The sequence below is a fragment of the Corynebacterium sp. 1103A genome (assembly GCF_055700955.1).
Genome location: NZ_JASTTF010000015.1, coordinates 1 through 25260, shown reverse-complemented (window position 1 = coordinate 25260; position 25260 = coordinate 1). Strand labels below are relative to the sequence as shown.

The window sequence follows — 25260 nt, the reverse complement described above, 5'->3', positions numbered from 1 at the left end:
CCCGCCTTCCCGCAGCCTGGGCACATTCCTATGCTGCGGATCTTTTTCGCAGGTGGCGCCGCAAAAACGGGCGTTTTCGCCTCGTTCGGGGCCCGTGCAGGATGGTTACTTTGCCCCGGGTTATCCACAGATCCGTATTTCGGCCCTTGTGGGGGTTGTCAGCCGCTTCTAGCGTGTGAGGCATGACAGCAACGACAGCCTTGGACACTGTGAAATCAGCGCACGCCATCTTCGCGGACGGGATCAGCTACCTGGACCTGTGCCGCCAGCTCAGCCTGCCCGCTTTGAAGGCGGTCATGTCCGATGTTGCCGCCGCCGCGCACTGTCGTGCCTGCCACACCTTCTTCGGGACGACATCCTTTACGAAAAAGCAAGCCGCCGCGAGGAAGGCCGCCGCCGAATCCGGACACCACCTCGACACCCTCTTAGTGTTGGACAACGCCTTCCGCCGAGTACGCAACCAGGCCGACGCCTGGGCCATGCTCATCGAATTGTGCAACACCCCCGGCACCACCACACAACTGCGCCGCCTAGCCAACCAAAAAGTACTCCAGCTCAACCGCCCCGCCCCACCCACCGAAGGAATACGAGTCACCCGCCGCAAAAACGGACCCAACACCTTCTCCATTACCGGGGACCCGCAGCTGATAGAAAACCTCTGGGCATCAATTAAAACCATCCCCGACGTCGAAGCCCTCTTTAGTGGCGGCCTCGAAAAACAACCCAAAACCACCCACGTGGTCATCTCCCTACCCGACTGGGTACGCATCCTTACCGGCGACGGCGACGAGATCACCCTGCAGCTCAGCAACGGCACCACCATGACCGGAGCCGACTACATCCGCCAATGCCTACTCGACGCGGGCCTAGCCACCCTGGTGGACCCGAGGCGCGGGCCGGTCAACCAATACCGCTACCAACGGCACGCCTCGCCCAAGCAAAAAGACATGGCCAAAGCCGAAACCACCCGGTGCGCCTGGCCGAACTGCCGCAAACCAGCCGACGAGTGCCAAGTCCACCACATCCACCCCTGGGCAGACGGCGGTGAAACCAACCAAGAAAACCTCACCCTGTTGTGCGAGTTCCACAACTCCTGGAACGACGACGACCCGACCTACCCCAGACACGGCAGGATCAACCGAAGACACGGCACAGTCACCTGGGACCCACCCTGGAGCAACAGGCCCTAGGCCAGCCGCGAGAACAAAACCGCGGGGCTGACGGCTGACGGCTGACACGGCGGTCAGCCGAGGGAAAAGAAACAACAAAGTCAACCAAACCCCACGACTGCCGGCCAACAAGCAAAGGCACAAGAAAAGGCGCCACGGACCACATCCGTAGCGCCTACTCGGCGTGCCTGAAGGCGAGTTATCCACAGGAACGCGTCCCCGCCACGCCCCAAGGGTGACGAACCGCACAACACCGCGTTAGTTGTCCACAGGCGGCGGGTGGGCCCCTTCCGCGGGGGCGGGTCGCCCGCAAGGCTGGGAACCATGAACTTTTCACCACAGTATTTCCGCTCGCCCGCACCCGACCACACCAACGCTCTAATCAACCTCTCCAAGACCCCCAGCAACCACCCATTCGTCTGGCACCGCCTCGAAACCGGGGCGCTGCTGCGCATCGCGGGCCGGTTTGCCGTCTCCGCGCGCTACTTCCACTCCCTGCCCCACCAGGAGCAGGGCCGCCTGCGCGCCATCGCTGCGGGCCTGAGCTCCTATAGCGCGGTGGCGATTTCTGCGGCGGCGGCGCATATGCATCGTTTGCCGGTGGCCGGCCCGGCCGCCAACGCGCCGACCGAGATGTCCTTGCCCAATAAAAACCTCCCGCCCCACGACCGGCATATCCCCGGAATCATGTTCCGCAAAACGCGGCTGAACCAGTACGACTCTGTCGACGGCATCCGCTGCGTCAATCCCGCCCGCGCCGTCATCGACGTGGCGCGCTTCCACGGCTTTATCTCCGGGCTCATCGCCGGCGATGCCGCCCGCGCCCTAGGTGTCACCCCCACCGACTTCCGCCGCGAGATCGAATTCCTAGGCCGCGCCCGCAACATCCAGGTCGCCCGCCGGGTGGCGGAACTATCCAACCCGTCGGTGCGCCACGTGGGCGAGTCCTACGCCCGCGCGCTCATCCTCTCCTCCGGCCTCCTGCGGCCCCACCTCAATGACATGAAGCTGTGCACGTTCGCCAGCACGGGTGCGCTCATCGGTATCCTGCTGAATAACTGGCTGGCCGTCGAGGTCGAGGACCCGGCGTGCGGGAGCACACAACTGCACGCCTCAGCCCTCCAACAGCGCGACGATGCCCTCCGCCACGCCTCCTACCGCCCACTCAGGCTCCGCTACGACGACCTGACCGAGCACCCGCGCCAGACGGAGGCCCTCCTGCTTAGCCACCTGAAGTGGCCGGGGAATTCCGGCGCGCACGCTGCCTAAACGCACCCATTTTCAACAGCCGGGAACTTTTCTGTCAGCGATAACGACTTCTTAGAAGAGTTTCCGGCTGCAGACGCGACGCTCCTTGTCCTTGACCGTTTCTTCCTTCCACAAGGGATACTCCCATGAACTTTATCAACACGGGCCTGGGCGCCCTGACTAAACGCCTGCACTTCTATGCCGGTCTTTTCATCGCACCGTTCATCCTGGTCGCGGCCATCAGCGGTGCCGGCTATGCCGTGGCCCCGCAGATTGAGAACTTCGTCTACCGGGACCTGCTGCACGTCAGTGCCAACGATGCCCCACCCCAGCCACTCAGCGACCAAGTCCGCTCCGCCCAGGCGGCCTACCCGGACTACCCCGTCGAGCAGGTCTGGCCGGCCGACTCCGCCACGGACACGACCCGCGTGCTGGTGGCCGACCCGGCGCTGGGCGAGTCCCGGCTTCTGGCCGTCTTCGTCAACCCCTACGACTCCCACGTCCTGGGCGCGCAGCCGTCCTACTCGGGTGTCGGCGAGCTGCCGGTGCGCTACTGGTTCTCCCAGCTGCACAAGTCGCTTCACCTGGGCGACATCGGCGCCTTGTACTCGGAGTTGGCAGCCTCCTGGTTGTGGTTCGTCGCCCTCGGCGGTCTGGCCATCTGGCTGTGCTACCGCCGCCCCCGCACCACCTGGTCCGGCCGCCGCGGCCTGATGCGCCTGCACGGCAGCCTCGGCACCTGGCTCCTGGTGGTCCTGCTCGGCCTGTCCGCGACCGGCATCACCTGGTCGAACGTCGCCGGGGCCAACGTGGCAACGACGATCAGCGCCATGCGCGGCAGCGCCGACCCGGTCGATACCGCCCTGCCGCACCCGCCCGTCGTCGCCGGCCAATGGTTCGACGCGGAAATCGCCGACCAGGCTGACGGCGTCTGGCGCACCGCCCGCGATGCCGGACTCACCGGGCCCCTGCGCCTCTTCCCCGGCGAGGACACCGCCCACGGCTGGCAGGCTGCCGAGCGCTGGGTGCCCTGGCGCCTGGCTTCCGATGCCGTGGCCATCGATCCGACCGCCCAGGCCGTCACCGCCTCCCTCCCCTTTAGCGACCTTCCGCTGTTTTCTCAGCTGACCTCGTGGGGCACCTACCTACATATGGGCATCATGTTCGGCCTGCCGCTGCAGATCCTGCTGCTGGCCTCGGCGGTGGCCATCGCGGTGATGATCGGCGCGGGCTACGCGATGTGGTTCAAGCGCCGCCCGACGCGGATCCCAGGCCGCCACCCGCGGCTGAGCTGGGGCGAGTGGGCCGTCGTCGGCCTGTTCGTGGCGACGGCCGGCACCTTCCTGCCGCTGTTCGGCGCGACCCTGGTGCTGTTTATCGCCGTCGACCAGTGGAAAATGAAACGCCGCTGGAGAGGGAATCCAGCGGCGTCGGCCCTTCCCTCAGACCAGAAGGAAGGAAGTCTAGTTAAGTCCTAAGCGGTAGCGTTGCTCGCCTTTTGGGCGGCGCGCTTCGCGGCGACCTTGGCCACGACGGCCTGGACGCGGGCGCGCTCTGCCAAGAACGGCGGCGGGTTGTGCCCGCGCATGGCACGGACGTAGCCGGGGTGGGCCTCGGCAACGCAGTGCTGCCAGGCCTGCAAGGCCCCGCCGACGGTTTGCCCCACGCGCTTGTACAAGTGCGGCAGGGAGACCATGTCGAGGTTGCGCGCCACGGCATCGGTCTGCGCCAGGACGTAGTCGACCTGTTCGCGCAGGTTCTCGGCCGTCGCCCGGGTGCGGGCGTTGAGCGCGGTGGCCAGCTGGTGGACGTCCACCGGCGGGCCTGCCACGGCGTAGTCAGCCTCCAAACGCGCCGCCGTCAGCCCGGCCGGCGGGGTCACGTCGAACTCGCCCGACCCTGCCGCGGAGATGGTCCCGGAGCGCACCCCGGAGACCAGCGCCTGGCGCAGGCCGATGAGCTCGCCGACGCAACGGCCGGCGTCCACGCGCGCGTCCTCAATAATGTCATCGAGCTCGGCCACGCAGTCCACGACCAGCTCGACGTCCCAGTCCTCCAGCGCCTCGATGAGGTGCTCGATGTACTCGGCCACTTCGTCGCCGATGTTGTAGATCTCCTGAGTCAATTCGCGGTGGCGCAATTCAGCAGCCAGTTTGTGCATATCGTCCTTTCCGCGAACAAACCCAATCCTGAAGTAAAGGTTGAGACTTACCGTTGACGCTTGCTGACTTTAGGCGAGAACCTGGCAACTTTCTGGGCGACACTCCGAGAAGATTTTTATCTCTAGCGCTTGTAGATGTGCTCGATGGCGGACGCGTAGCGCTGGGCGACGACGTTGCGTTTGACCTTCATCGTCGGCGTGAGCTCGTTTTCCTCCTCCGTCAGGTCAGATTCCAGGATGTAGAACTTTTTGATGCCCTCCGCGTGGGAGACGGTCGCGTTGACCTGGTTGATGGCGTCCTGGATTTCGGCGCGCAGGGTCGGGTCGGTGGCCACGTCCTGGGCGCTGCGGTTGGCCGGGATGTTGTACTCGCGCTTCCAGCGCTCCAGCGCCTCCGGCTCCAGGGTCAGCAGCAGGCCGACGAAGGGCTTGCCGTCGCCGACGACCATCGCCTGCGAGATGAGCGGGTGGGAGCGCAGCATATCCTCCATCGGCCCCGGCGAGACGTTCTTGCCACCGGCGGTAACGATGAGATCTTTCTTGCGGCCGGTGATCATGATGTGGCCGGAATCCAGAATTTCACCCAGGTCGCCAGTGTTGTACCAGCCGTCCTCTACGGCGGCCGCGGAGGCCTGCGGGTTGTTCCAGTAGCCGGCGAAGACGATGTCGCCCTTGATGCAGATTTCGCCCTCTTCGTTGGTGCGGATGGTAACCCCCTCCAGCGGGCGGCCGACGGTGCCGATCTTCTGGTCCTCAAAGTCCACCGCGGCGGCCGCGGCGACCTCGGTCAGGCCGTAGCCCTCGTAGACCGGCAGGCCGATGCCGCGGAACCAGTGCAACAGGTCGTGGCTCATAGCCGAGCCGCCGGTGATGGCATAGCGCACCTGCCCGCCCACACCCTCGCGGATCTTGGAGTAAACCAGCTTGTCGAAGAGCTTGTGCTGGGCGCGCAGCAGGCGGTTGGGGCCTTCCGGGGTGTCCTGGGCGCGCGAGTAGTCCTGGGCAACCTTCTCGGCCTGGCTGAACAGGGCGGCCTTGACACCGGAGCCGTCGGCGGCCTTGGCGGCGGCGGAGTTGTAGACTTTCTCGAACACGCGCGGCACGCCCAGGATGAGGTTCGGGCGGGAGCGGGCGAACTCGATGGACAGGCTCGAAAAATCGGACCAGTGGTTCTGGGTGGCGCCGCCGATGGCCACCGCCAGCGAGACCGCGCGCGAGAGCACGTGGGCCAGCGGCAGGAAGGTCAGCACGCGGGTGCCCGGCACGGCGATGTGCCCGATGGGGTTGGTCAGAAGGCCGCGGACCTCGGCCAACCAGTTGCGGTGGGTGAGCATGCAGCCCTTGGGCCGGCCGGTCGTGCCGGAGGTGTAGACCAGCGAGGCCAGGTCGTCGGTGCGCGTGGCGGCGATACGCTCCTCGATAACCGATTCCTCCACCCCGCGGCCCTCAAATTTCAGCGTGTCAATGGCCGCGGAGTTGATCTCCAGCACGCGGCGCAGCTGCGATGGGGAGTCTTTGAGCATCGGCTGCCCGTCGTCCTGCAGGACCAGGTGGCGCACCAGCTCGGAGTGCTCGCGGGTTTCGGTAATGGCCAGGACGGCGCCGGAGTCTTCCATGATCCACTGGACCTGGGACATCGACGAGGACGGGTAGACCGGCACGGAGGCCGCACCCGCCGCCCAGATGGCGTAGTCCAAAAGCGACCATTCGTATCGAGTGGCCGAAATCAGCGCGATGCGGTCGCCCTTTTCCACCCCGCAGGCGATGAGGCCCTTGGCGACCTCGAAGACCTCGTTGATGAATTCCTTGGCCGTGACGTTGACCCATTCGTAGTTGGCCGGGCGGGTAAACATGACCCCGTGGGGGCGGGCCTTGGCGGTGGCGATGAGAGCGGTCAGGCAGGTCTCGCCCTCCTCGATCTCAAACTCTGCAGGGGTATGTACTTCCGGTAGGGTCACAATTTTCCTTTCAGGCCTGCTTCAAGAACATGACCATTTCCTCATAAAACCGTGGTCCACTCTACCAATTCCCGCCCTATATTCAGCAAGCAACACCGCGGCTTTCATGGCAGAATAAGCACCGTGACTTCCCGCCACCTCCTCGACGAGCTCGCCGCCCACCACGGGGTCGTGACGGCGTATACCGCTCAATCCGGCGAGCACATTGTTATTGATGCCCCCACCATCATTGGCACCCTGCGCGCCCTCGGCGTGGGCATTCCCGCCGAGCCCAGCGACGAGGACATCACTCTGCAGCTCTACTGGGATTACCAGGCCGCCGCCTCCCGCCCACTGCCGGCCTGCGTGGTCGCCACGGCCGGCAACGAGGAGCCGTTTCTGGTCCACGTGCCCGCCGGCGCGCCCGCCGAGGTTACGGTAGAACTGGAAAATGGCGGCACCGCGCCAACCTACCAGGATCCCAACGACTCCCCCGACGTCGACGTCGGCGGTAAGTCCTGGGGCGAGGCCAGCTTCCACGTGCCGGGCGACTTGCCGCTGGGCTACCACGAACTGCACCTGCGCAGCGAGGATCTGGAGGCGAGCTGCCCGCTCATCGTTGTGCCGTCCCACCTGGATACGGCCGACGAGCTGCTCACGCAACCGGGCACCGGCGTCATGGCGCAGCTGTACTCGGTGCGCTCGGCTGCCAGCTGGGGCATGGGCGATTTCCACGACTTGGGCGCTGTGGCCGAGCTCGTGGCCAAGCAGGCAGACGCGGATTTCCTGCTGGTCAACCCCTTGCACGCCGCCGAGCCCTTCCCGCCGGTGGAGGATTCTCCCTACCTGCCCACGACCCGCCGGTTCATTAACCCGCTCTACCTGCGCGTCGAGGACGTGCCGGAGCTTGCGCTTCTCGATGCCAACACCCGCGCCGACGTCGACGAACTCGCCGCCGAGTTCCGGCTGGCCAACAACACCGCCGAGGTCATCGATCGGGACGCCATCTTCGACGCCAAGCTGCAGGTGCTGCGCGAGCTGTTCTTCCTGGATCACACGGAGGAGCGCCGCGCGCAGTTCCGCGAGTTCACCCGCACCGAGGGTGCAGGCCTGGCGGAGTTTGCCCGCTGGTGCGCCGAGGCGGAGTTGGCGGCGCAGGCGGGGAGGCGGCATCGGCAGCAGGCGGGGCTGGACCAGCTGACCGAGTACTACAGCTGGCTGCAGTTTTTGTGCGCCGAGCAGCTGGGCGCCGCCCAGGAGCGGGCGCGGGCGGCCGGCATGCGCATAGGCATCATCATGGACCTGGCCGTGGGCATCCACCCGGGCGGAGCGGACGCGGTCAACCTGGCCGAGTACCTGGCTCCGCTGGCCTCGGTGGGTGCGCCGCCGGACGAGTACAACCAGCTGGGCCAGGACTGGTCGCAGCCGCCGTGGCACCCGGTGCGTCTGGCCGAAGCCGGCTACGGGCCGTGGCGGGACCTGCTGCGCACGACCATGCGCCGCTCCGGCGGACTGCGCGTCGACCACATCTTGGGGCTGTTCCGCCTCTACTGGATCCAGCGCGGCCTACCGCCGACGGCCGGGACCTACGTGCGTTACGACTCGCGCGCCATGGTGGGCATCCTGGCGCTCGAGGCCCAGCGCACCGGCACCGTGGTCATCGGCGAGGACCTGGGCACGGTGGAAGCATCCGTGCGCGGCGAGCTGGCCCGCTTCGGGATCTTGGGCACCAACGTGGTCTGGTTTGAAAAGGCCGGGGACACGGAAAACGCGCGAGCCTCGGCAGACTACCGGCGCCTGGCGCTGGCGGCGGTGGGCACGCACGACATGCCGCCGACGCTGTCCTACCTGCGCGGCGGGCACATCACCCTGCGCGAGGAGCTAGGCGTGCTCACCCGCCCGGCCGAGGTGGAAGACGCCGAGGATCGCGCCTGGCAGCAGGCCGTCTTTAACCAGCTGGCCGCCGAGGGCGTCCTCGACCCGGCCGTCACGCCGCGGCCGGACGACGAGCTGGCCGTCGTCGAGGCCCTCCACCGCTTCGCCGCAGCCACCCCGGCCGCGCTGACGGTGACGAACCTGGTGGATATGGTCGGCGATACCCGCGCCCAGAACCAGCCGGGCACCACGCGGGATCTCTACCCCAACTGGTGCGTACCGCTGTGCGATAGCCAGCAGCGCCCCGTCCTGCTGGAAGATATCGCCGGCCAGCCGCTCTTTGCCCGCCTGGCGGCGGCCGCTAGACGAGCAGCCCGCTAAACGAACAGCCCGATAAGCGCGGCGACGATTACCAGGGCGATAAGCAGCCGCAGGGTCGGGGTGACCTGGGAGCGCGGCAGCGAGCGCTTGCGCTTTTGCTGCCCTGCCCGCGCCGCGTGGCCGGCTCCACCCCCGGCCGTCCCGGCTGCTTCGGCCGCTTCGGCTGTTTCGGGCGCCTGGGACCCGGACAAGCCCTCACGCGGCTGGTAATCCGGGCGCGACTGATCCGCCGACGGGTTTACCCGCGGGTCCACCGGCGAATACGGGCGGTGCGAGCGCCCTACCTCTTCCGGGGCGTCCGCGGCGTGCTTGTCATCCATAATGACTCATCCTAGTGCCGCCCGGGCCGGCGGCGGAAACGGCGAGCGCACCAGTCGACGACCAGCATGAGCACCCAGGCCGCCACCACCAGCGCCGGCACGACCGTCAGCAGCATGATCACCACCTGCAGCCACATGGGCGCCGAGGCCACGGCTTGGGAGGCGGCATCAGCAAGCTCCGAGAGAGGGTCCATGGCCTATGATTTTAGAGCATGGCGCCAGAATCCCTCGAGCTTCCCGCAGCTGCTCCGAAAGATCCCTTCGATGCCGCCCCACAGGTCGGGGCGATGACCATCACGCGGCCGGCCGGCACGCGCCCGGGCGCGGACCTGCCTGTGGTGGTCTTCATCCATGGCGGCGGCTTTGATTCCGGCTCCCACCGCGACGCCATCGGCGACTACCCTGCCCGCGCCGGCCTCGTCCTGGTCCAGCTCAGCTACCGCCTGGGCCTGTCCGGCTTCGCGCGCTTGCCCGGCGACGAGCCGCGCTCCTACCGCGGGATCAACGACTGCCTGGCAGGCCTGGAGTGGGTGCAAAAGAACATCGAGGACTACGGTGGTGATCCGACCAACGTGACCCTGGTGGGCCAGTCCGCCGGCGCGGCCATCGCGCTGTGGCTGTGCCGCCGCGATCACTTCCGCGGTGGCTTCCGCCGGGCCGTAGCTCTTTCCCCCGCCTTTCCGCGCGCCCCGTTTTCCCGCCGCAAGGCCAGCCTGCGCACCGCGCTCGCGGCCCCGGTGACCCGCCGCAGCCTGTCCAAGCTCGCCAAAAACGGCCACCTGGAGCGCGGCTACCGGCGCTTCCGCGCCCGGCACGCCCTCGACATTGCGCTCGGGCCATGGCCGCTGGAGCCGGCGGAGTTCGCCGCGGTTCCCCTGGTAGTTAGCAGCACCCGTGAGGAGATGTGGGACCAGCCCGGCGCGCGCCGCCTCGACCGGCTCAAGGTCCCGCCGCGCCCGCTGGCCGCGGCGCTGAACCTGCCGCGCTTTGCCAACTGGCGCGCCGGCACTCACTCGGTTAGCAACCGCGCCGTGGTCGGCGATGCCACCATCCGCCGCTGGGTCGCCGCCGTGGCCCACCAGCACCCGCACCCGGAGCTGGTCCGCCACATAGAGTTCGTTCGCTCCGACGGGGCGCCGGCGCGCCACTGCGACGATCTGCCGGCCCTCTTCGACCCCGCCGACGGGGTCTTCGCCGAGTGGCTGGCCCACTTCGCGCGCACCGGCGACGCCGGTTTCCCGGCTGGGTCGGCGCAGCGTTTCGATCTCGCCACCGGCGCCCGCCAGGCGCACCCCGGCCCGCTGGACTACCTGTGGGCCTGCTACCGCCCGGATGCCCCCAGCAGGTAGTCGCGCAGGGCAGGCTCAGCCAGCTCCTCGACCATCCAGGGACTAAAGGCAAACGGGGTCGCGCGGGCGGCATCGATAAGCGTACGCGCAGTAACCCACTGGTAAGAGTCCACCTCGTCCGGATTGGGGGCCGGCTCAGTCCCCGGGGCCAGTTCTAGGACGTAGACGGGGCAGATCTCGTTTTCGACCACACCAGAAGAGTCCACCGCGCGGTAGGAGAAATCGGGCAGCACGCACTCCGGCCGCGCGGCATCCCACAGGCCTAGTTCGAAGGCGGCGCGGCGCAGGACGGCATCGGCGGTATCTTCGCCGGGCCCGGGGTGCCCGCAAAAGGCGTTGGTCCACACGCCCGGCCACGTCTTCTTAGCCAGGGCGCGGCGGGTGACCAAGACTTCGTCGCCGCGGTGGACCCAGGCGGAAAACGCGAAGTGCAGCGGCGTGTTGTCCGTGTGGACCGTGGCCTTGTCGGCGGTCCCGGCCGGCTGGCCGTCGGCGCCGGCGAGCACGACGAGTTCTGGAGCGGGCGTCATAGGCGTCTTCGGCGTCACAGGTTCAGGTTCCCCACCCAAGTGACGTTGCCCAGGGTCAAGCGGGCATCGGTCAGCGCGGTCGGGGAGGCGTCCACGCGGTACTGGACGTTGGTGGTCGCCTTCTCCCCCAGCGGGTAGTCGAGGCCTGGCGGGTTGACGTCGGAGTTGACCTCCGGATCGTAATCCAGCAGGTCGACTTCCTCAAAGCTGCTACCAGAGCGGTATTCCAGCTTGGGCTGGCCAATGGCATCGGCGGGCAGGGGCACGTCGTTGAGGTTTTTCAGCGCGACGGTGACCACGGAGCCCTGGACGTTGTCGGCGTAGACACCCTGGAGGGTCCACTCGACGTTGAGGCCCTCGTCCTTGATGGTCTGGGTGAGGTCGTCCTTGACTTCCTTGTCGGGCACGTCCTCCGGGTTGAAATCGGGCATCTCGGAGGAGGTGACCGTGATTTCTTCGTCGGGGCTCAGGCCGGCTTCTCCAGGCTCGAGCACGCTGCAGGCCGCCAGCCCGAGCGCGCACACCGGCACCAGCCCGAGGGCCCGCCACTGCGAGTTATTCACCGTGGATTATCTCCCGTCCGTGTAGTACTTGCTCGCCGTAAGCTTAACCGACGCGGCTGCCTTTTAACGCATCGACGTCCCGTTTGCCAGGCGTGCTTGGCGGGCTTAGTATCTGTGGGTTCCCGTGGCTTAACCAAAAACAACGCTTTAGGTAGTGGAGGCAGGGCATGAATTCTTTGGCCCGGATCGTCAAAAGCGCGAGGGCACTGTGGCCCTATTACCTCGGGGCGGTGTTAACCGCCACCCTGGCCGCGGCGCTGTCGCTGGCCTCGCCGTTTATCGTACGCGAGGCCACGGACACCATCGTCGCGGCCGTGACCGGCGGCAACCCCGCCGAGACCGCCCTGCGCACCGTCCTCTGGCTCGCCCTGCTGCTTTTTGCCGCCGATGCCCTAGGCTCCATCTTCAACAACCTGGGCGGCTATGTCGGCGACGTCATGGTCTCGCGCCTTCGGCAAATCCTGTCCACGCGGTATTTCGCTAAGCTGCTATCGCTGCCGCAGCGCTACTACGACAACCAGATAACCGGCACTATCATCGCGCGCCTGGACCGCTCGATCATGTTCGTCACGCAGTTTCTGCAGTCGTTTTCCAACAACTTCATCTCCATGCTGCTGCAGGTCGTGGCGATCCTGATCATCACCGCCTTCTACTACTGGCCACTGGCGGTTATGCTGGCGCTGCTCTTTCCTATCTATATGTGGCTCACTGCGCTGACCTCCAAGCGCTGGCAGCGCTACGAGGCGGTCAAAAACGAGCACATCGACGTTGCCAACGGCCGCTTCGCCGAGGTCATCGGCCAGGTAAAGGTCACCAAGTCTTTCGTGGCTGAGCTGCGCGAGCTAACCAGCTTTGCCCGCCACTACCGCGGGTACGTGGAGACCACCCGCCCGCAGTCGCGCTGGTGGCACACCATGGACGGGCTGCGCGGGCTGGCGATGGCCGCCATCTTCTTCGGCATCTACGCCGTTATCTTCTGGCGCACCCTGGGCGGACACTTCGGTCTGGGCGATATGGTCATGCTCATCCAGATGGTCACCATGGCCAAGCAGCCGGTGTTCATGATGAGCTGGATTGTCGACTCCGCGCAGCGGGCCATCGCCGGCTCCCGCGACTACTTCCGCGTCATGGGCGAGGACGTCGAGCCCACGGCCAACCCGGCTCTTATCAACGCCGCCCGCGCCGCCGATGCCATCGAGCCCGGCTCCCAGGACGTCGCCCCGCTGGAACAGTCCCCAGGGCGAGCGGGCTTTGCCTTCCACGACGTGTCCTTTTCCTACGAGGAGGGCAAGCCGGTGGTCGAAAACGTCAGCTTCACCGCGCACGAGGGCCAGCAGGTAGCCCTGGTCGGCGAGTCCGGCGGCGGCAAGTCCACCCTGGTCAACCTGCTGCTGGGCCTGTACCGGCCGACGGAGGGCAACCTCGAGGTACTCGGCCACCCAGTCCGCGACCTGACCGCGGAGCAGCTGCGCGCCTCCGTGGGCGTGGTCTTCCAGGAGCCCTTCCTGTTTTCCGGCACGGTGCGCGAGAACATCGCCTACGGCAAGCCGGGCGCTAGCGATGCCGAGATCGTCGCCGTCGCCCAGCGCGCCAACGCTCACGGCTTCATCACCGCCTTCCCCGACGGCTACGACACCGTCGTCGGCGAGCGCGGCCTGCGGCTGTCCGGCGGGCAAAAGCAGCGCGTAGCGGTGGCACGCGCGATGCTCAAGGACGCGCCCATCCTGGTCCTCGACGAGGCGACCTCGGCGCTGGACACCAAGGCCGAGCGCGCCGTTCAGGCCGGCCTGGACGAGCTGATGAAGGATCGCACCACCTTGATCATCGCCCACCGCCTGTCCACCATCGCGTGTGTGGACACGATCGTCACGCTGGATCGCGGACGCGTCCAGGAGATCGGCTCGCCGGCGGAGCTGGCCCGCTCGGGCGGAATTTATGCACAGCTGCTGCAGCTGACTCAGTCGGCCTCCGCGGCGAATAGGCGGAGGTTGAAGCGTTTCGGCTTCGTTGACGGCAGCCCGGAGCACGAGCCGGAGGATGAGTCCGAGATTTAAGCCCGGCTAGGCTGGGGCCATGGAATTTCCGAGTCTTGAGCAACTAGCCGCCCGCGGCACCCGCAAGTGGACCGTCTACGACTCTGACGTCATCCCCCTGTGGATTGCCGAATCCGACTTCCCCACCGCTCCCGCAGTCAAAGACGCAATCCAGGGCATGGTGGACCGAGAGACCTTCGGTTATACCCCGGCCCCGCGCGTCAGCGATCTGCCGGGAGCGCTCGCGGACTTCTACGCCGAGCGCTTCGGCTGGCGCCCGGACGAGAAGGGGATTTTCTGGATCGGCGACGTCGTGCGCGGCATGCTGCTGGGCGTGCAGTATTTCACCCGCCCGGACTCCCCGGTCGTCGTGCCGGTACCGTCCTACCCGCCGCTTTTGGAGGTACCCGCCACCGCCGGCCGCGAGAAGGTCGAGGTCTCCGCGGAGCTGGACCTAGCCGAAATCGAGCACGCCTTCGCCGCCGGCGCCGGCTCCATCCTGCTGGCCAACCCCTACAACCCGCTGGGCCGCGTGCTGGACGGGGACTTCCTGCGGGGCCTGGTGTCCCTGGCTCGCACCTACGATGCCCGCATCCTGGCCGACGAGATCCACGCCCCGCTGGTCTTTGAGGGCAAGCACACGCCGGTGGCATCGTTGGGCCCAGACGTGACGATCACGGCAACGTCGACGTCCAAGGCCTTCAACGTGGCCGGCCTTAAATGCGCGCAGATGATTTTTTCCAACCCCGCCGACATCGCTACCTGGAAGAAGCTGACCGGGGTGGCCAAGGACGGCACCGGCGCCCTGGGCGTTATCGCCGCCGAGGCCGCCTACCGTGACGGCGGCGAGCACCTGGACGAGGAGATCGCCTACCTGAAGCAGACGCGGGACTGGCTGCTGGAAGAGCTTCCCCAGCGCGTGCCCGGCATTAAGACCGCCTGCCCCCGGGCGACCTACCTTTTGTGGCTGGACTTTTCCGACACTAAGATTGGCTCCGATCCGCACCCGGCCCGCTGGGTGCTGGACAACGCCCGCGTCGCACTAAACGAGGGTTCCACCTTCGGCACCGGCGGCGAGCACCACGCGCGGCTGAACTTCGCGACCTCGCGGGAAATCCTGCTGGAGGTGATCGACCGGCTGGGCCACGCCTTCGAAAACTAGCACCCCGTCTTTACTTTCTCATACAGTGGGCGGTATTGTCTCATTATACGAACGGCGCGACCCGCCGGCCATAACCCGCCGCTGGGCCCCACACCACCCCGTGGGGCGCGGCAGTGGTTGCGATACTATACGACCCCCTGTCAATGAAGGGCTTAAGCAATGGCTCAACCCGTTACGTCCGCACCGAAGCGGCCCGCTGTGACCATCGTCGTGGCGGCGCTCATGCTGTTTTCGATGTTCTTCGGCGCCGGCAACCTCATTTTCCCGCCCATGGTGGGCGTGTCCTCCGGCACCAACTTCTGGCCCGCCGTCCTAGGTTTCCTCGCAGCCGGCGTGCTGCTGCCGGTACTGGCGGTCGTGGCAGTCTCGCTGTCTGGCCGCAGCGTCCGTGACCTGGGAGCCCACGGCGGCGCCTGGTTCGGCGTCGTCTTCTCCGCCATGGCCTACCTGGCCATTGGCGCCTTCTACGCGCTGCCGCGTACCGGCGCTGTCTCCATGGAAACCGCCATCACCCCGCTGCTGGGGTGGGAGGGCACCGCCGCCAACGGCATCTTTAACGCTGTGTTCTTCCTGATCGCGCTGGCGCTGTCCTGGAAGCCGAACTCCATCATGGACACTCTGGGCAAGTTCCTGACCCCGGCCCTGGTGGCCCTGCTGGCGCTGCTCATCATCCTGGCCACCACCGCCAACCCGCGGAACCCGGGCGTGCCTACCGAGGACTACTCCAGCTCCCCCATGGCCACCGGCCTGTTCGAGGGCTACAACACCATGGACGCCATCGCGGGCCTGGCGTTTTCCATTGTCATCGTGGGCTCCCTGCGCAGCAAGGGCTTCAAATCCACCAAGTCCCTGACGGGCGGCACCATCACCGCCGCCCTCGTCGCAGGCGGCCTGCTGGCGGCCATCTACCTGGGCCTAGCCTGGCTGGCGCAGACCCTGCCCAACAGCCAGGACTATGAGTCCGGCGCGGTCCTTTTGGCCGATTCCGCCAACATGACCATGGGTACGGTCGGCCAGGCGGTCTTCTCCGCCATCGTGCTGCTGGCATGTATGACCACCGCCGTGGGTCTTATCACCGCCTGCTCCGCCTTCTTCGAGATGCTGGTCCCCAAGACCACCTACCGCTTCTGGGCCGTGGCCTTTACCGCCCTGTCCATCCTGCTGGCCTTCCAAGGCCTGGAGACCGTACTGTCGGTGGCCGTGCCGTTCATTACCTTCCTGTACCCGCCGGCCATCACGCTGATTTTCATCACGCTGCTGCAGCCACTGGTCAAAAAGGCCGTGACTTTCTACTGGGGCTACCGGCTGAGCCTGTGGGTCTCCGTGCTCTGGTCCGCCCTGACGGTCATCGCCGACCTGGGCTGGGCCAGCGCCCTAGAGCCGATGCTCAACCTCTCGCCGGGCCAGGCGCTGTCGCTGGGCTGGGTCGTGCCCACCGCGATTGCTTTCGTCGTCGGCGCGGTTATCGATGTCCTCGTGCGCCCCGCCGCCGAATAAAATCTGCCGCAGGTAGGGTGGGTAGCAAGATGTCGTCTTCTAAAGGAGCACCATTGACCACCCGGACTGCCCACGCACCGCTTTCCGTTCTGGATTTCTGCACGATCTACGAGGGGGAGACCACCGCCCAGTCCATGGCCCACTCGGTCACCCTCGCCCAGCGGGCCGAGGAGCTGGGGTACAAGCGCCTCTGGTACACCGAGCACCACAACATGTCCACCATCACCTCCTCCGCCCCGGCGGTGCTGATTTCCCATATTGGTGCCCACACCAACAGCATTCGGCTGGGCTCGGGCGGGGTGATGTTGCCTAACCACGCTCCTTATATCATCGCCGAGCAGTTCGGCACGCTGGCCGGGCTCTACCCGGACCGCATCGACCTGGGCGTCGGCCGCGCCCCCGGCACCGATATGCACACGCTAGGCCGCGCCCTGCGCCGCGACGGCAACGCCGCCGAGCGCTTCCCCGAGGACGTGCGCGAGCTGACCGCCTACCTGGCCGGCAAATCCATCATCCCGGGCGTCCAGGCAGTGCCGGGCGCCAACACGCACGTGCCGGTCTACATCCTGGGCTCGTCGATGTTCGGGGCATCGCTGGCGGCCAAGTACGGCCTGCCCTACTCTTTCGCCTCCCACTTCGCGCCGCAGCACCTAGAGGCCGCGATGAAGTACTACCGAGACAACTTCCAGCCCTCCGACGTCCTGGACGAGCCCTACGTCATCGCCGCGGTCAACGTCACCGCCGGCGATACCTCCGAAGAGGCCTCCGAAATCTTCGAGCGCGTCAGATTCAACCGCGTCAGGGCGTTTGCCGGCCGCGGCAAGTTCCTGACCGACGAACAGGTCAACCAGATCATCGGTTCCTACCAGGGCCAGCAGATCCTGGAGATGCTGCGCTACTCCGCCGTTGGCACCGGCGACGAGGTCCGCGAGTACCTCGAGTGGTTCCAGGATCACGCCAGCGCCGACGAACTGATGGTCTCCATCCAGGCCAGCAGCCGCGCCGAGACGCTCAAGTCCCTGGACATCCTGGCCAAGGCCTGGTTCTAGGCCGGGCTCTAGGCGGGCTTTAGGCCCCAGCCTCAGACCCGCTCCCCTTAAGCGCGCGACTTGTCCCTGGGCCGGCGGCGTCCTCGCCGTCCCAGTCGTCGTCAAAGTCGCCGCCGACCCCCAGGTCGCCTTCGACGATGATATTGCCCGGGATGCGCATGTTACCGTCCTCGTCGTATTCGAGTTCGGGGCGATCCAGCTCGTTGCCCTCGCTGTCGTAGCCGGGGGCCGGACGGGCATCGGCGGCCTCGTATTTCTCCGGCGTGTCCGTCTTGCCCCAATGGCGCGTGCGGGTGCGGCGCTGCGCCGCCGAGTCATCGCTCATACCCTTGACCAACGAATACATCATCACGAATTCCATCAGGAAGAACGGCAGCGCCACCACGATGACGACTTCCTGGATGGCCTCGATGCCCGTGTCATTGATGAACAGCAAGGCCGCGGTCACCAGGCCTACCGAGCAGGCCCACGAGACGCGGTAATACGTCGGGGTCTTGTTTTCCTCGCCACTGGCGAAGGTGTCCATGACCAGCGCCGCCGAGTCCAACGAAGTAATAAAGAAGACGATGATGACCGTCAGCGCCAGCGTGCCGGAGAGCATATACAGCGGGTACTGCTCCAGCAGGGCGAACAGCGCGACCGGGGTGTCGCCGTCCTCGACCACCGGCTTGGTCAGAATGCCGGGGTTGTCCAGCTCCGTCTCAATGGCCGCGCGGCCGAAGATGGAAAACCACACCACAACCACGATGGTCGGCAGCGCCAAGACGCCGCCGATGAACTGGCGCACCGTGCGCCCGCGCGAAATGCGTGCAATGAACATCCCCACGAACGGGGCCCAGCAGATGGTCCAGGCCCAGTAGAAGGCCGTCCACGTGCCCTGCCAGCCCGGGTTCTCCTCGAAGGAGTCCGTCCAGAACATCAGCTCCGGCAGAGAGCTGGCGTAGCCGCCGAAGGCCTCCACCGTGTGCTTGAGCAGGGTCAGCGTCGGGCCCATCACCAGCACGAAGAACATCAGCACGAACGCGGCGACGATGTTGACGTTCGACAAGATCTTCACGCCCCGGTCCAGGCCGGAGGCGACGGAGATGGAGGCAATCGCGGTGACCGCCACGATGATGAGCACCTCGACCCAGCCGACCAGCGGCACGCCGAACATGATGTTCAGGCCGGCGTTGATCTGCAGCACGCCCAGGCCCACCGAGACGGCGAGGCCGAAGACGGTGCCGATGATGGAGAGGGCATCGATGAGCTTGCCGGGCCAGCGGTAGACGCGCTTGCCGAGCAGCGGGGAGAATACCGAGGACATGCGGGCGGGCATCTTGCGCTTGTAGACGAAGTAGCCCATCGCCAGGCCCGGCAGAGCGAACGGGACCCACATGTGGACCGCGAAGTGGTAGTAGGTGAAGCTGAAGGCCTGGTCGATGGCCGCCTGGCTCATCGGCTCCAGTCCCCCGCGGGGCGGGTTGAAGGAGTGGTGGAGCGGCTCGGCCGCGCCCCAGAACAGCAGGGTCGCGCCCAGGCCGGCGGCAAAGAGCATGGAGAACCATACCGGCAGGGAGTACTCGGGTTCGTCATCGTCGTCGCCTAGGCGCAGGTTGCCATAACGAGAGACGAAGATGCCAATCAAGAAGACGAAAATAACCGAGAAGCCACCGATGTACAGCCAGCCCAGGTTGGTGAGCAAGGAATTGGAGGCCACCGCGTAGAGATCGCGGGCCTGGGCCCCGAAGAACAGGGTGCCGGCCACGAAAACCACGATGAAGCCGGCGGCGACCAGAAAGACAAAGGGGTCGGTCTTGAGCCCAAGAAACCTCTTGGGCTGATCAGAAGACATAAGGAATGATCCAATCTTTGGACGAAATATGCCATCACCAGAGTAGCGGACGCCACTGCCCGAATCGACGAAACTGAGAATTAATAATCAACCCCGCCCGATTGACCACCGACGGAAGCAAAAGATCAACAGATGTAGACATATACGCAGATCAAAGCGGCACAGCTATGCCACATGCGAACGGCGCGGACGCGGATTTGTATACACTCCCCCCGTGACACCCCGCCGGTTGTGTGACTTATCTACCTTCCTGAGTTTTCTCTTAGCTTTGCGCGGCGTCCCTGCGCCTTGGCTACACGCCCCGGCAACCCTATAATCGCGCTAGCTAGGAGCCGAAAAGCGCGCCGGCGACCAGCTTTTCCAGATGGTCGCCAACCCATCTCCGCGACCTAAACAAAACATGTCTACATCCAAATAATTACTTGTATGTCGTTTCTTATAAAACCGTTATTCGCTACACTTGACACAACTGAGACAAACCGTTAATTGGGTCCGCGTTCTCCCCAGCTCGCGGGCGGCCGGCGCCTGCCACCCCAGGTCGCGGAAGCGTCGGCGTTTTCCAGCCTGCCTGGATTGAAGGGAGCACTGAACAACTAGTGAGGCAGCGCCGAGAACCGCAGCAGCACCTCAAGATCTGCGACTACCTCAAGGAGCAGATCCGCAGCAGCGAACTCCAACCGGGAGATCAACTGCCCAGCGAGGCCGAACTGTGCGCGCAGTTCAACACGTCGCGCGGCCCCGTCCGCCAGGCGATGGCCGCCCTGCGCACCGAGGGCGCCATCTCCTCCGGCCGCGGCCGGCGCTCCGTCGTGCTCGGCAACTTCAACGCCGAGACCTTCGACTCCGTCATCTCCGTGAGCTCCTGGCTCAGGCAGCACGGCTACACCCCGCAGCAGAAGACTTTCTGGCTGGCCCGCCGCCCCGCCCCGGAGGACGTCGCCCAGCGCCTGGGGGTCGGCTCCGACGAGCAGGTGGTCTACGTCCACCGCCTGCGCAGCTGCAACGACCGCCCGATGGTGATCGAAAGGCTCTACTTCCCCATCGACGTCGGGCAGGAAATCCTCAACTTCGACGCCGACTCCGGCTCGCTGCACACCCACCTGCGCGCCGCCGGCGTCGACTTCGACAACGTCAACCGCCGCATCCACATTGGCACCGCCACTGCCGACGATGCCGAGGCCCTGGACATCGAGCCCGGCTCCCCCATCTGGACCGTGGAGATGCTTATTTCTAACCACCAGGGCCGCCCCGTCGAGCTGGCGGTCTACTGCTACCGTGCCGACGCCCTGTCGGTGAACCTGTCCTCCGTGCGCGGCGGAGCCTCGCCGTTGGAGGTCTTCCCGGGGGTCTAGCGGCAGCTAGTGCGTGGCAATTTCGCCAAATAGTGACGGGATGCACTACCCTTTCGATATGACTTTCCGAGGCCGACGCAGCGCGTCGCTGGTACTCGCCGCTACCCTGCTATCCGGGTGCGCGGCCGGTCATACCGCCGTCGTCGACCCGGCCCCCACCGGCCAGGCCGGCGATGCTCTAACCGTCGCCACCACCTCCCCCGCCACGTCCCTGGACTTCACCACCGTCGGCGGCGCGGCCATCCCCGCCGCCCTGATGAACAACGTCTACGAGACCCTGGTAGCCATCGATTCCAAGACCGGCGAGGTCGTGCCCCAGCTCGCCACCGACTGGGAGGTCTCCGCCGACGGCACCCACTACGTCTTCCAGCTGCGCCGCGACGTGCACTTTTCCAACGGCTCCCCCTTCGACGCGAAGACCGCAGCCTTCAGCCTAGACTACGTCAAAAACCACTGGTCGAACGCCCTGTCCTCCCAGATGGACGTGGTCAAAAGCGCCCGCGCGACCGGCGAGCACGAGCTCACCGTCGATCTGCACCAGCGCTCCAACAGCTGGCTGTGGCAGCTGGGCACCACCGTCGGCGCGATGATGACGCCTAACGGCGTGGACCAGCTCGCCAGCCGCCCCGTCGGCACCGGCCCCTACGCCGTGAGCAAGTTCAGCCCCAACGAGTTCGTGGCGCTCGACGCCCGCGACGACTACTGGGGCACCCCGGCCGCCCAACCGGTCACCATCAGCTACTTCCCGGATTCGCTGACCGCCCTCAACGCGCTGCGCTCCGGCGGGGCGGACGTGGTCTGGGCCGTCCAGTCGCCGGAGCTACTCGACGATTTGCCGGACGGCACCGAAAAGCACGTCGGCACCTCCAACGGCGAGGTACTGCTGTCGCTGAACAACCAGGCCGCCCCCTTCGACGACCCGCGGGTGCGCCAGGCCGTGGCCTATGCCGTTGACCGTCAGGCCGCTAGCGAGATCCTCTTCGGCGGGCTGGCCACCGACACCGGCGCCGCCCCAGTGGCGCCCACAGACCCCTGGTTCACCGGCGAGGACTACTACCCCTTCGACCCGCAGCGGGCGCGCCAGCTGCTCCACGATGCCGGAGCCGTCGGCGCCCCCATCACCATCACCGTGCCCACCCTGCCGTACGCCCAGACCGCCGCCGAGCTGATCTACTCGCAGCTCACGGAGGTCGGCTTCGACGTGCGGCTAGAGTCCGCGGAATTCCCCGCGGTGTGGCTGGGCCAGGTCATGGGCGCCCACGACTACCAGGTCTCGCTGGTCTCCCACGTCGAGCCGCGCGATCTTACCACCCTGTTCGGCAGCCCAGACTACTACCTAGGCTACGATTCTCCGCGCGTGCGCGCGCTTTTCGCCGCCGCCGATACCGCCGCGACCCCCGAAGGATTCCGCGCGCTGACCTCCCAGGCCGTCGACCAGATCATGGCCGAGGCCGGCGCCGTAACACTGATGAACATGCCCAATATCGTGCTCAGCCGCCCCGGCGTGACCGGGCTGCGCCCCGACATGGTCACCGACTCCGTCGATCTCACGGAGGTGAGCGCGCGGTGAGGGCAGTCGGCACCCTGAAGCTGGTGGGCCGCTACGTCTTCGTACTGGCGGTGGCCAGCGTGGTCATCTTCGCCATGATGCGGGCGGTGCCGGGCAACCCGGCCCGAGTGGCGCTGGGTATCAACGCCACCGACGACGCCGTCGCCGCGCTCAGCGCCACCCTGGGCCTCGACCAGCCCCTTATCACCCAGTACGCGGACTGGATGGGCGGGTTGCTGCGCGGCGATTTCGGCGTCTCGCTGGCCTCGCAGACCTCCATTACCGGCCAGGTGCTCGACCGCGCCCAGGTCTCGCTCATCCTGGTCGGCCTGGCGCTGCTGCTGGCGCTGGTCATCGCGGTGCCGCTGGGGATTGCCAGCGCCCGCTACCCGGGGCTGTCGGTGCTGAGCCAGCTGGGCATCGCACTGCCGAACTTCCTGGTCGGCCTGCTGCTTATTAACGCCTTCGGGCGCTGGCTGCCCACCGGCGGGTGGGTGCCGCCCAACCAGGGCTTCGGCGATTTCGTGGCGCACCTTATCCTACCGGTGATCTCGTTAGCACTGGTGCAGGCGGCCATGCTGACCCGGTACGTGCGCGCCGCCGTCCGCGAGGTCATGGGGCAGGACTATATCCGCACCGCCCGAGCGCTGGGGGCCTCGCCCACCCGGGCACTTATCCGCCACGGCCTGCGCAACGCGGCCCTGCCCGTGCTGACCGTCGCCGGGGTGCAGCTGACCACGCTGGTCATCGGCGCCGTGGTCATTGAATCCGTCTTCGTGGTCCCAGGCCTGGGCAGCATGCTTCTCGATGCCGTCGCCAACCGCGATCTCACCACCGTCCAGACGCTGGTCATGCTCCTGGTGGCGTTCACCCTGACGGTCAACCTGCTCGTCGACGTGACCTACCGCCTAATTGACCCGCGCCTGGCGGGCGGCCGCGCGGGCGCCCGCCCCAGTGTTAAGGAGGCCGCGTAATGCAGAAGTACCTAGGCGCCGTCCTGGTGGCCATCCCCGTCATCTTGGCGCTGGTGTCCCTGGTGTGGACGCCCTACCCACCGGACCTAGCAGATACCGCCGCCCGGCTGGTCGGCCCCGGCGCCGAACACCTGCTGGGCACCGACCGGTTTGGGCGCGACGTGGCCGCGCGCATCATGGTGGGCTCCCAGGTCACGCTGCTGGTCGGCGTGCTCGCGGTCGGGATCGCGGCAGCCGTCGGCGTGCCGCTGGGGGTGATGGCCGGCATGGGCTACGGCGACTGGCTCATCATGCGCGGCTCCGACCTGGTGCTCGCCTTCCCGGCACTGCTGCTGGCGATTGTCGCCGGCGCGGTGTGGGGCCCGTCGACGGTAACGGCGATGGTGGCCATCGGCATCGCGGGCATCCCGGCGTTCGCGCGCGTGGCCCGCTCCGGCACGCTGCAGGTCATCCACCAGGACTATATTTCCTCCGCCCGGGTCTCCGGCGTGTCCGCGCCGCGGATTGCGCTGCGCCACGTGCTGCCGAATATCCGCGGGCTCATCATCGTCCAGGCCTCCGTCTACTTCGCCCTGGCCGTGCTGGCCGAGGCCGCCCTGTCCTACCTGGGGCTGGGCACTGCTCCCCCGGCCGCGTCCTGGGGGCGGATGCTGCAGGACTCGCAGACGCTGATGAGCACCGCCCCGTGGCTGGTGTGGGCGCCGGGGGCGGCCATCGCCGTGACGGTGCTGGGCTTTAACCTGCTGGGCGACGGGCTTCGCGACGCCTGGGATCCGAAGGAGGACGCATGACTTTGCTTGCCATCGAGGGCCTGCGCGTGGGCGACGGGCTCGTCGACGACGTCTCCCTGCACCTGGACCGCGGCCAGCGCCTCGGCCTTATCGGCGAGTCCGGATCCGGCAAGTCTTTAACCGCCCTGTCGGTGATGGGGCTGCACGACCTGCCCGTCGCCGGCAGTATCCGCTTCGATAGCCAGGAGTTGGTGGGGCTGGCGGATAAGCGGCATCGGCGGCTGCGCGGCGAGCGGATGGCGATGGTTTTCCAGGAGCCCATGAGCGCGCTGGACCCGTTGATGACCGTCGGGCGGCAGCTGCGCCTGGCCGGGGGCAGCCCGGAGATGCTGGAAAAAGTGCTGCTGCCGGCATCGGCGGCGCGACGCTACCCATTCGAGCTGTCCGGCGGGCAGCGCCAGCGCGTGCTCATTGCCATGGCGATGGCGCGCACCCCTGACCTGCTCATCTGCGACGAGCCGACTACCGCCCTGGACGCGACCACGCAGGCCGAGGTCCTCGACCTCATCGACGCCCTGGCCGCCGAGCACGGCACAGCCGTGTTGTTTATCACCCACGACCTGCGCGTTGCGCAACGAATGTGCTCGCAGATCGCGGTGCTGCGCGACGGGGCCATCGTCGAGGCCGGCGAGCACGTGTTGGACAACCCGCAGCACCCGTACACCCAGCATCTGGTGGGCGCCTCCCGGCTGCCGGCCGGCGATGCCGTCCCCACCCGCCAGGACCCCGTCATCGCGCTGGAGTCGGTCACCAAGAGCTTCGGCGACGCGGCGGCGGTAGAAGGCGTGGACCTGGCGGTGCCGCGGGGCGGACGCGTCGGGGTGGTCGGCGGCTCCGGGTCCGGCAAGACGACGGTGCTCAAGCTGATTGCGGGGCTGGAGCGCCCCGACAGCGGGTCCGTTCGTGTGGACGGGCGCGTGCAGATGGTCTTCCAGGATCCGCAGGGCTCGCTCAACCCCCGCCTGACGGTGGGGCGATCCATCGCCGAGGGCGGCGCCGGACCCGAAGAGGTCGCCCGCGTACTGGAGCAGGTGGGGTTGAAAGCAAGCGATACCTCCCGCTACCCCCACGAATTCTCCGGCGGGCAGCGCCAGCGCATCTCGATTGCGCGCGCCGTGGTGGGCCGGCCCGATATCGTGCTCGCCGACGAGGCCGTCTCCGCGCTGGACGTGTCCGTGCGCCGGCAGGTGCTGGATCTGTTCGACTCGCTCATCGATGCCTACGATCTCACCGTCGTATTCATCTCCCACGACTTGTCGGTGATTCGCTACCTCTGCCCCACCGTGGTGGTCATGCGCGACGGCCGCGTCGTGGAAGCCGGGCCGACAGCCGAGGTGTGGGAGAACCCGCAGCACGACTACACGCGCGAGTTGTTGGCCGCGGTCGAGAATTCGTCTATGTAGGTATTTAGGCACGCCGAGTAGGCGCTACGGAGTGGTTTCCGTGGCGCCTTTTCGCGTGTTGAGGCAGTCGTGGGGCTTGGCTG

General features: G+C 66.7%; 21 protein-coding genes. 14 read left to right on the top strand and 7 right to left on the bottom strand.

Annotated features, from left to right (window positions below):
* Positions 1-182 precede the first annotated feature (182 nt).
* From QQS52_RS10055 to QQS52_RS10045, 3 genes are all read left to right on the top strand, one after another.
* On the top strand, positions 183-1190 hold the full coding sequence (locus tag QQS52_RS10055; RefSeq protein ID WP_472773729.1) for an HNH endonuclease signature motif containing protein: 1008 nt from the start codon (positions 183-185) through the stop codon (positions 1188-1190).
* A 303-nt stretch (positions 1191-1493) separates the two neighbouring features.
* A complete protein-coding gene (locus QQS52_RS10050; protein WP_472773728.1) occupies positions 1494-2438 on the top strand; it encodes a hypothetical protein in 945 nt (314 codons plus the stop codon).
* A 125-nt stretch (positions 2439-2563) separates the two neighbouring features.
* Positions 2564-3895 (top strand): PepSY-associated TM helix domain-containing protein, encoded by a 1332-nt coding sequence (locus tag QQS52_RS10045; RefSeq protein WP_472773727.1) that lies wholly within the window; start codon positions 2564-2566, stop codon positions 3893-3895.
* On the opposite strand, the gene QQS52_RS10040 is transcribed toward QQS52_RS10045, so the two are convergent.
* The gene (locus tag QQS52_RS10040; protein ID WP_472773726.1) at positions 3892-4578 is read right to left on the bottom strand and encodes a hypothetical protein; all 687 of its coding nucleotides are present in this window, start codon (positions 4576-4578) and stop codon (positions 3892-3894) included. The genes QQS52_RS10045 and QQS52_RS10040 overlap by 4 nt on opposite strands.
* 122 nt (positions 4579-4700) lie before the next feature.
* The gene (locus tag QQS52_RS10035) at positions 4701-6536 is read right to left on the bottom strand and encodes an AMP-dependent synthetase/ligase (RefSeq protein WP_472773725.1); all 1836 of its coding nucleotides are present in this window, start codon (positions 6534-6536) and stop codon (positions 4701-4703) included.
* Positions 6537-6659: 123 nt separating this feature from the next.
* Between QQS52_RS10035 and malQ the strand changes: the two genes are divergently transcribed.
* The gene (malQ, locus tag QQS52_RS10030; RefSeq protein ID WP_472773724.1) at positions 6660-8771 is read left to right on the top strand and encodes a 4-alpha-glucanotransferase; all 2112 of its coding nucleotides are present in this window, start codon (positions 6660-6662) and stop codon (positions 8769-8771) included.
* Here the strand turns inward: malQ and QQS52_RS10025 are convergent.
* Both QQS52_RS10025 and QQS52_RS10020 read right to left on the bottom strand, forming a co-directional pair.
* A complete protein-coding gene (locus QQS52_RS10025) occupies positions 8768-9091 on the bottom strand; it encodes a hypothetical protein (protein ID WP_472773723.1) in 324 nt (107 codons plus the stop codon). The genes malQ and QQS52_RS10025 overlap by 4 nt on opposite strands.
* Positions 9092-9102: 11 nt before the next feature.
* Positions 9103-9285, bottom strand: a complete 183-nt coding sequence (locus QQS52_RS10020) for a hypothetical protein (protein WP_472773722.1) — start codon at positions 9283-9285, stop codon at positions 9103-9105.
* A gap of 18 nt (positions 9286-9303) precedes the next feature.
* Between QQS52_RS10020 and QQS52_RS10015 the strand changes: the two genes are divergently transcribed.
* A complete protein-coding gene (locus tag QQS52_RS10015; protein ID WP_472773721.1) occupies positions 9304-10440 on the top strand; it encodes a carboxylesterase family protein in 1137 nt (378 codons plus the stop codon).
* Here the strand turns inward: QQS52_RS10015 and idi are convergent.
* Positions 10413-10970 (bottom strand): isopentenyl-diphosphate Delta-isomerase, encoded by a 558-nt coding sequence (idi, locus tag QQS52_RS10010; RefSeq protein ID WP_472773720.1) that lies wholly within the window; start codon positions 10968-10970, stop codon positions 10413-10415. The genes QQS52_RS10015 and idi overlap by 28 nt on opposite strands.
* A 14-nt stretch (positions 10971-10984) precedes the next feature.
* Positions 10985-11533 (bottom strand): hypothetical protein, encoded by a 549-nt coding sequence (locus tag QQS52_RS10005; RefSeq protein ID WP_472773719.1) that lies wholly within the window; start codon positions 11531-11533, stop codon positions 10985-10987.
* A 167-nt stretch (positions 11534-11700) separates the two neighbouring features.
* Between QQS52_RS10005 and QQS52_RS10000 the strand changes: the two genes are divergently transcribed.
* The 4 genes from QQS52_RS10000 to QQS52_RS09985 all read left to right on the top strand — a co-directional run bounded on the left by QQS52_RS10000 (position 11701) and on the right by QQS52_RS09985 (position 17274).
* A complete protein-coding gene (locus QQS52_RS10000; RefSeq protein WP_472773718.1) occupies positions 11701-13587 on the top strand; it encodes an ABC transporter ATP-binding protein in 1887 nt (628 codons plus the stop codon).
* Positions 13588-13606: 19 nt separating this feature from the next.
* The gene (locus tag QQS52_RS09995) at positions 13607-14728 is read left to right on the top strand and encodes a MalY/PatB family protein (protein ID WP_472773717.1); all 1122 of its coding nucleotides are present in this window, start codon (positions 13607-13609) and stop codon (positions 14726-14728) included.
* 159 nt (positions 14729-14887) lie between these two features.
* Positions 14888-16225 (top strand): branched-chain amino acid transport system II carrier protein, encoded by a 1338-nt coding sequence (gene brnQ, locus QQS52_RS09990; RefSeq protein ID WP_472773716.1) that lies wholly within the window; start codon positions 14888-14890, stop codon positions 16223-16225.
* Between the two features lie 29 nt (positions 16226-16254).
* A complete protein-coding gene (locus QQS52_RS09985) occupies positions 16255-17274 on the top strand; it encodes an LLM class flavin-dependent oxidoreductase (protein WP_472773715.1) in 1020 nt (339 codons plus the stop codon).
* A 19-nt stretch (positions 17275-17293) separates the two neighbouring features.
* Here the strand turns inward: QQS52_RS09985 and QQS52_RS09980 are convergent, their stop codons facing one another.
* Positions 17294-19108 (bottom strand): BCCT family transporter, encoded by a 1815-nt coding sequence (locus tag QQS52_RS09980; RefSeq protein WP_472773714.1) that lies wholly within the window; start codon positions 19106-19108, stop codon positions 17294-17296.
* Positions 19109-19704: 596 nt separating this feature from the next.
* Here QQS52_RS09980 and QQS52_RS09975 point away from each other — a divergent pair.
* Genes QQS52_RS09975 through QQS52_RS09955 form a run of 5 tightly spaced genes read left to right on the top strand, consistent with a single transcriptional unit; the run spans position 19705 to position 25177 of the window.
* Positions 19705-20460, top strand: coding sequence for a GntR family transcriptional regulator (locus QQS52_RS09975; protein ID WP_472773713.1), 756 nt, complete (start codon positions 19705-19707; stop codon positions 20458-20460).
* Between the two features lie 58 nt (positions 20461-20518).
* On the top strand, positions 20519-22030 hold the full coding sequence (locus tag QQS52_RS09970) for an ABC transporter substrate-binding protein (protein ID WP_472773712.1): 1512 nt from the start codon (positions 20519-20521) through the stop codon (positions 22028-22030).
* On the top strand, positions 22027-22983 hold the full coding sequence (locus tag QQS52_RS09965; RefSeq protein ID WP_472773711.1) for an ABC transporter permease: 957 nt from the start codon (positions 22027-22029) through the stop codon (positions 22981-22983). The genes QQS52_RS09970 and QQS52_RS09965 overlap by 4 nt, the downstream gene beginning before the upstream one ends.
* A complete protein-coding gene (locus tag QQS52_RS09960; RefSeq protein ID WP_472773710.1) occupies positions 22983-23774 on the top strand; it encodes an ABC transporter permease in 792 nt (263 codons plus the stop codon). The genes QQS52_RS09965 and QQS52_RS09960 overlap by 1 nt, the downstream gene beginning before the upstream one ends.
* Positions 23771-25177, top strand: a complete 1407-nt coding sequence (locus QQS52_RS09955) for an ATP-binding cassette domain-containing protein (RefSeq protein WP_472773709.1) — start codon at positions 23771-23773, stop codon at positions 25175-25177. Before QQS52_RS09960 ends, QQS52_RS09955 begins: the two co-directional genes overlap by 4 nt.
* The last annotated feature ends 83 nt before the right edge of the window (positions 25178-25260 follow it).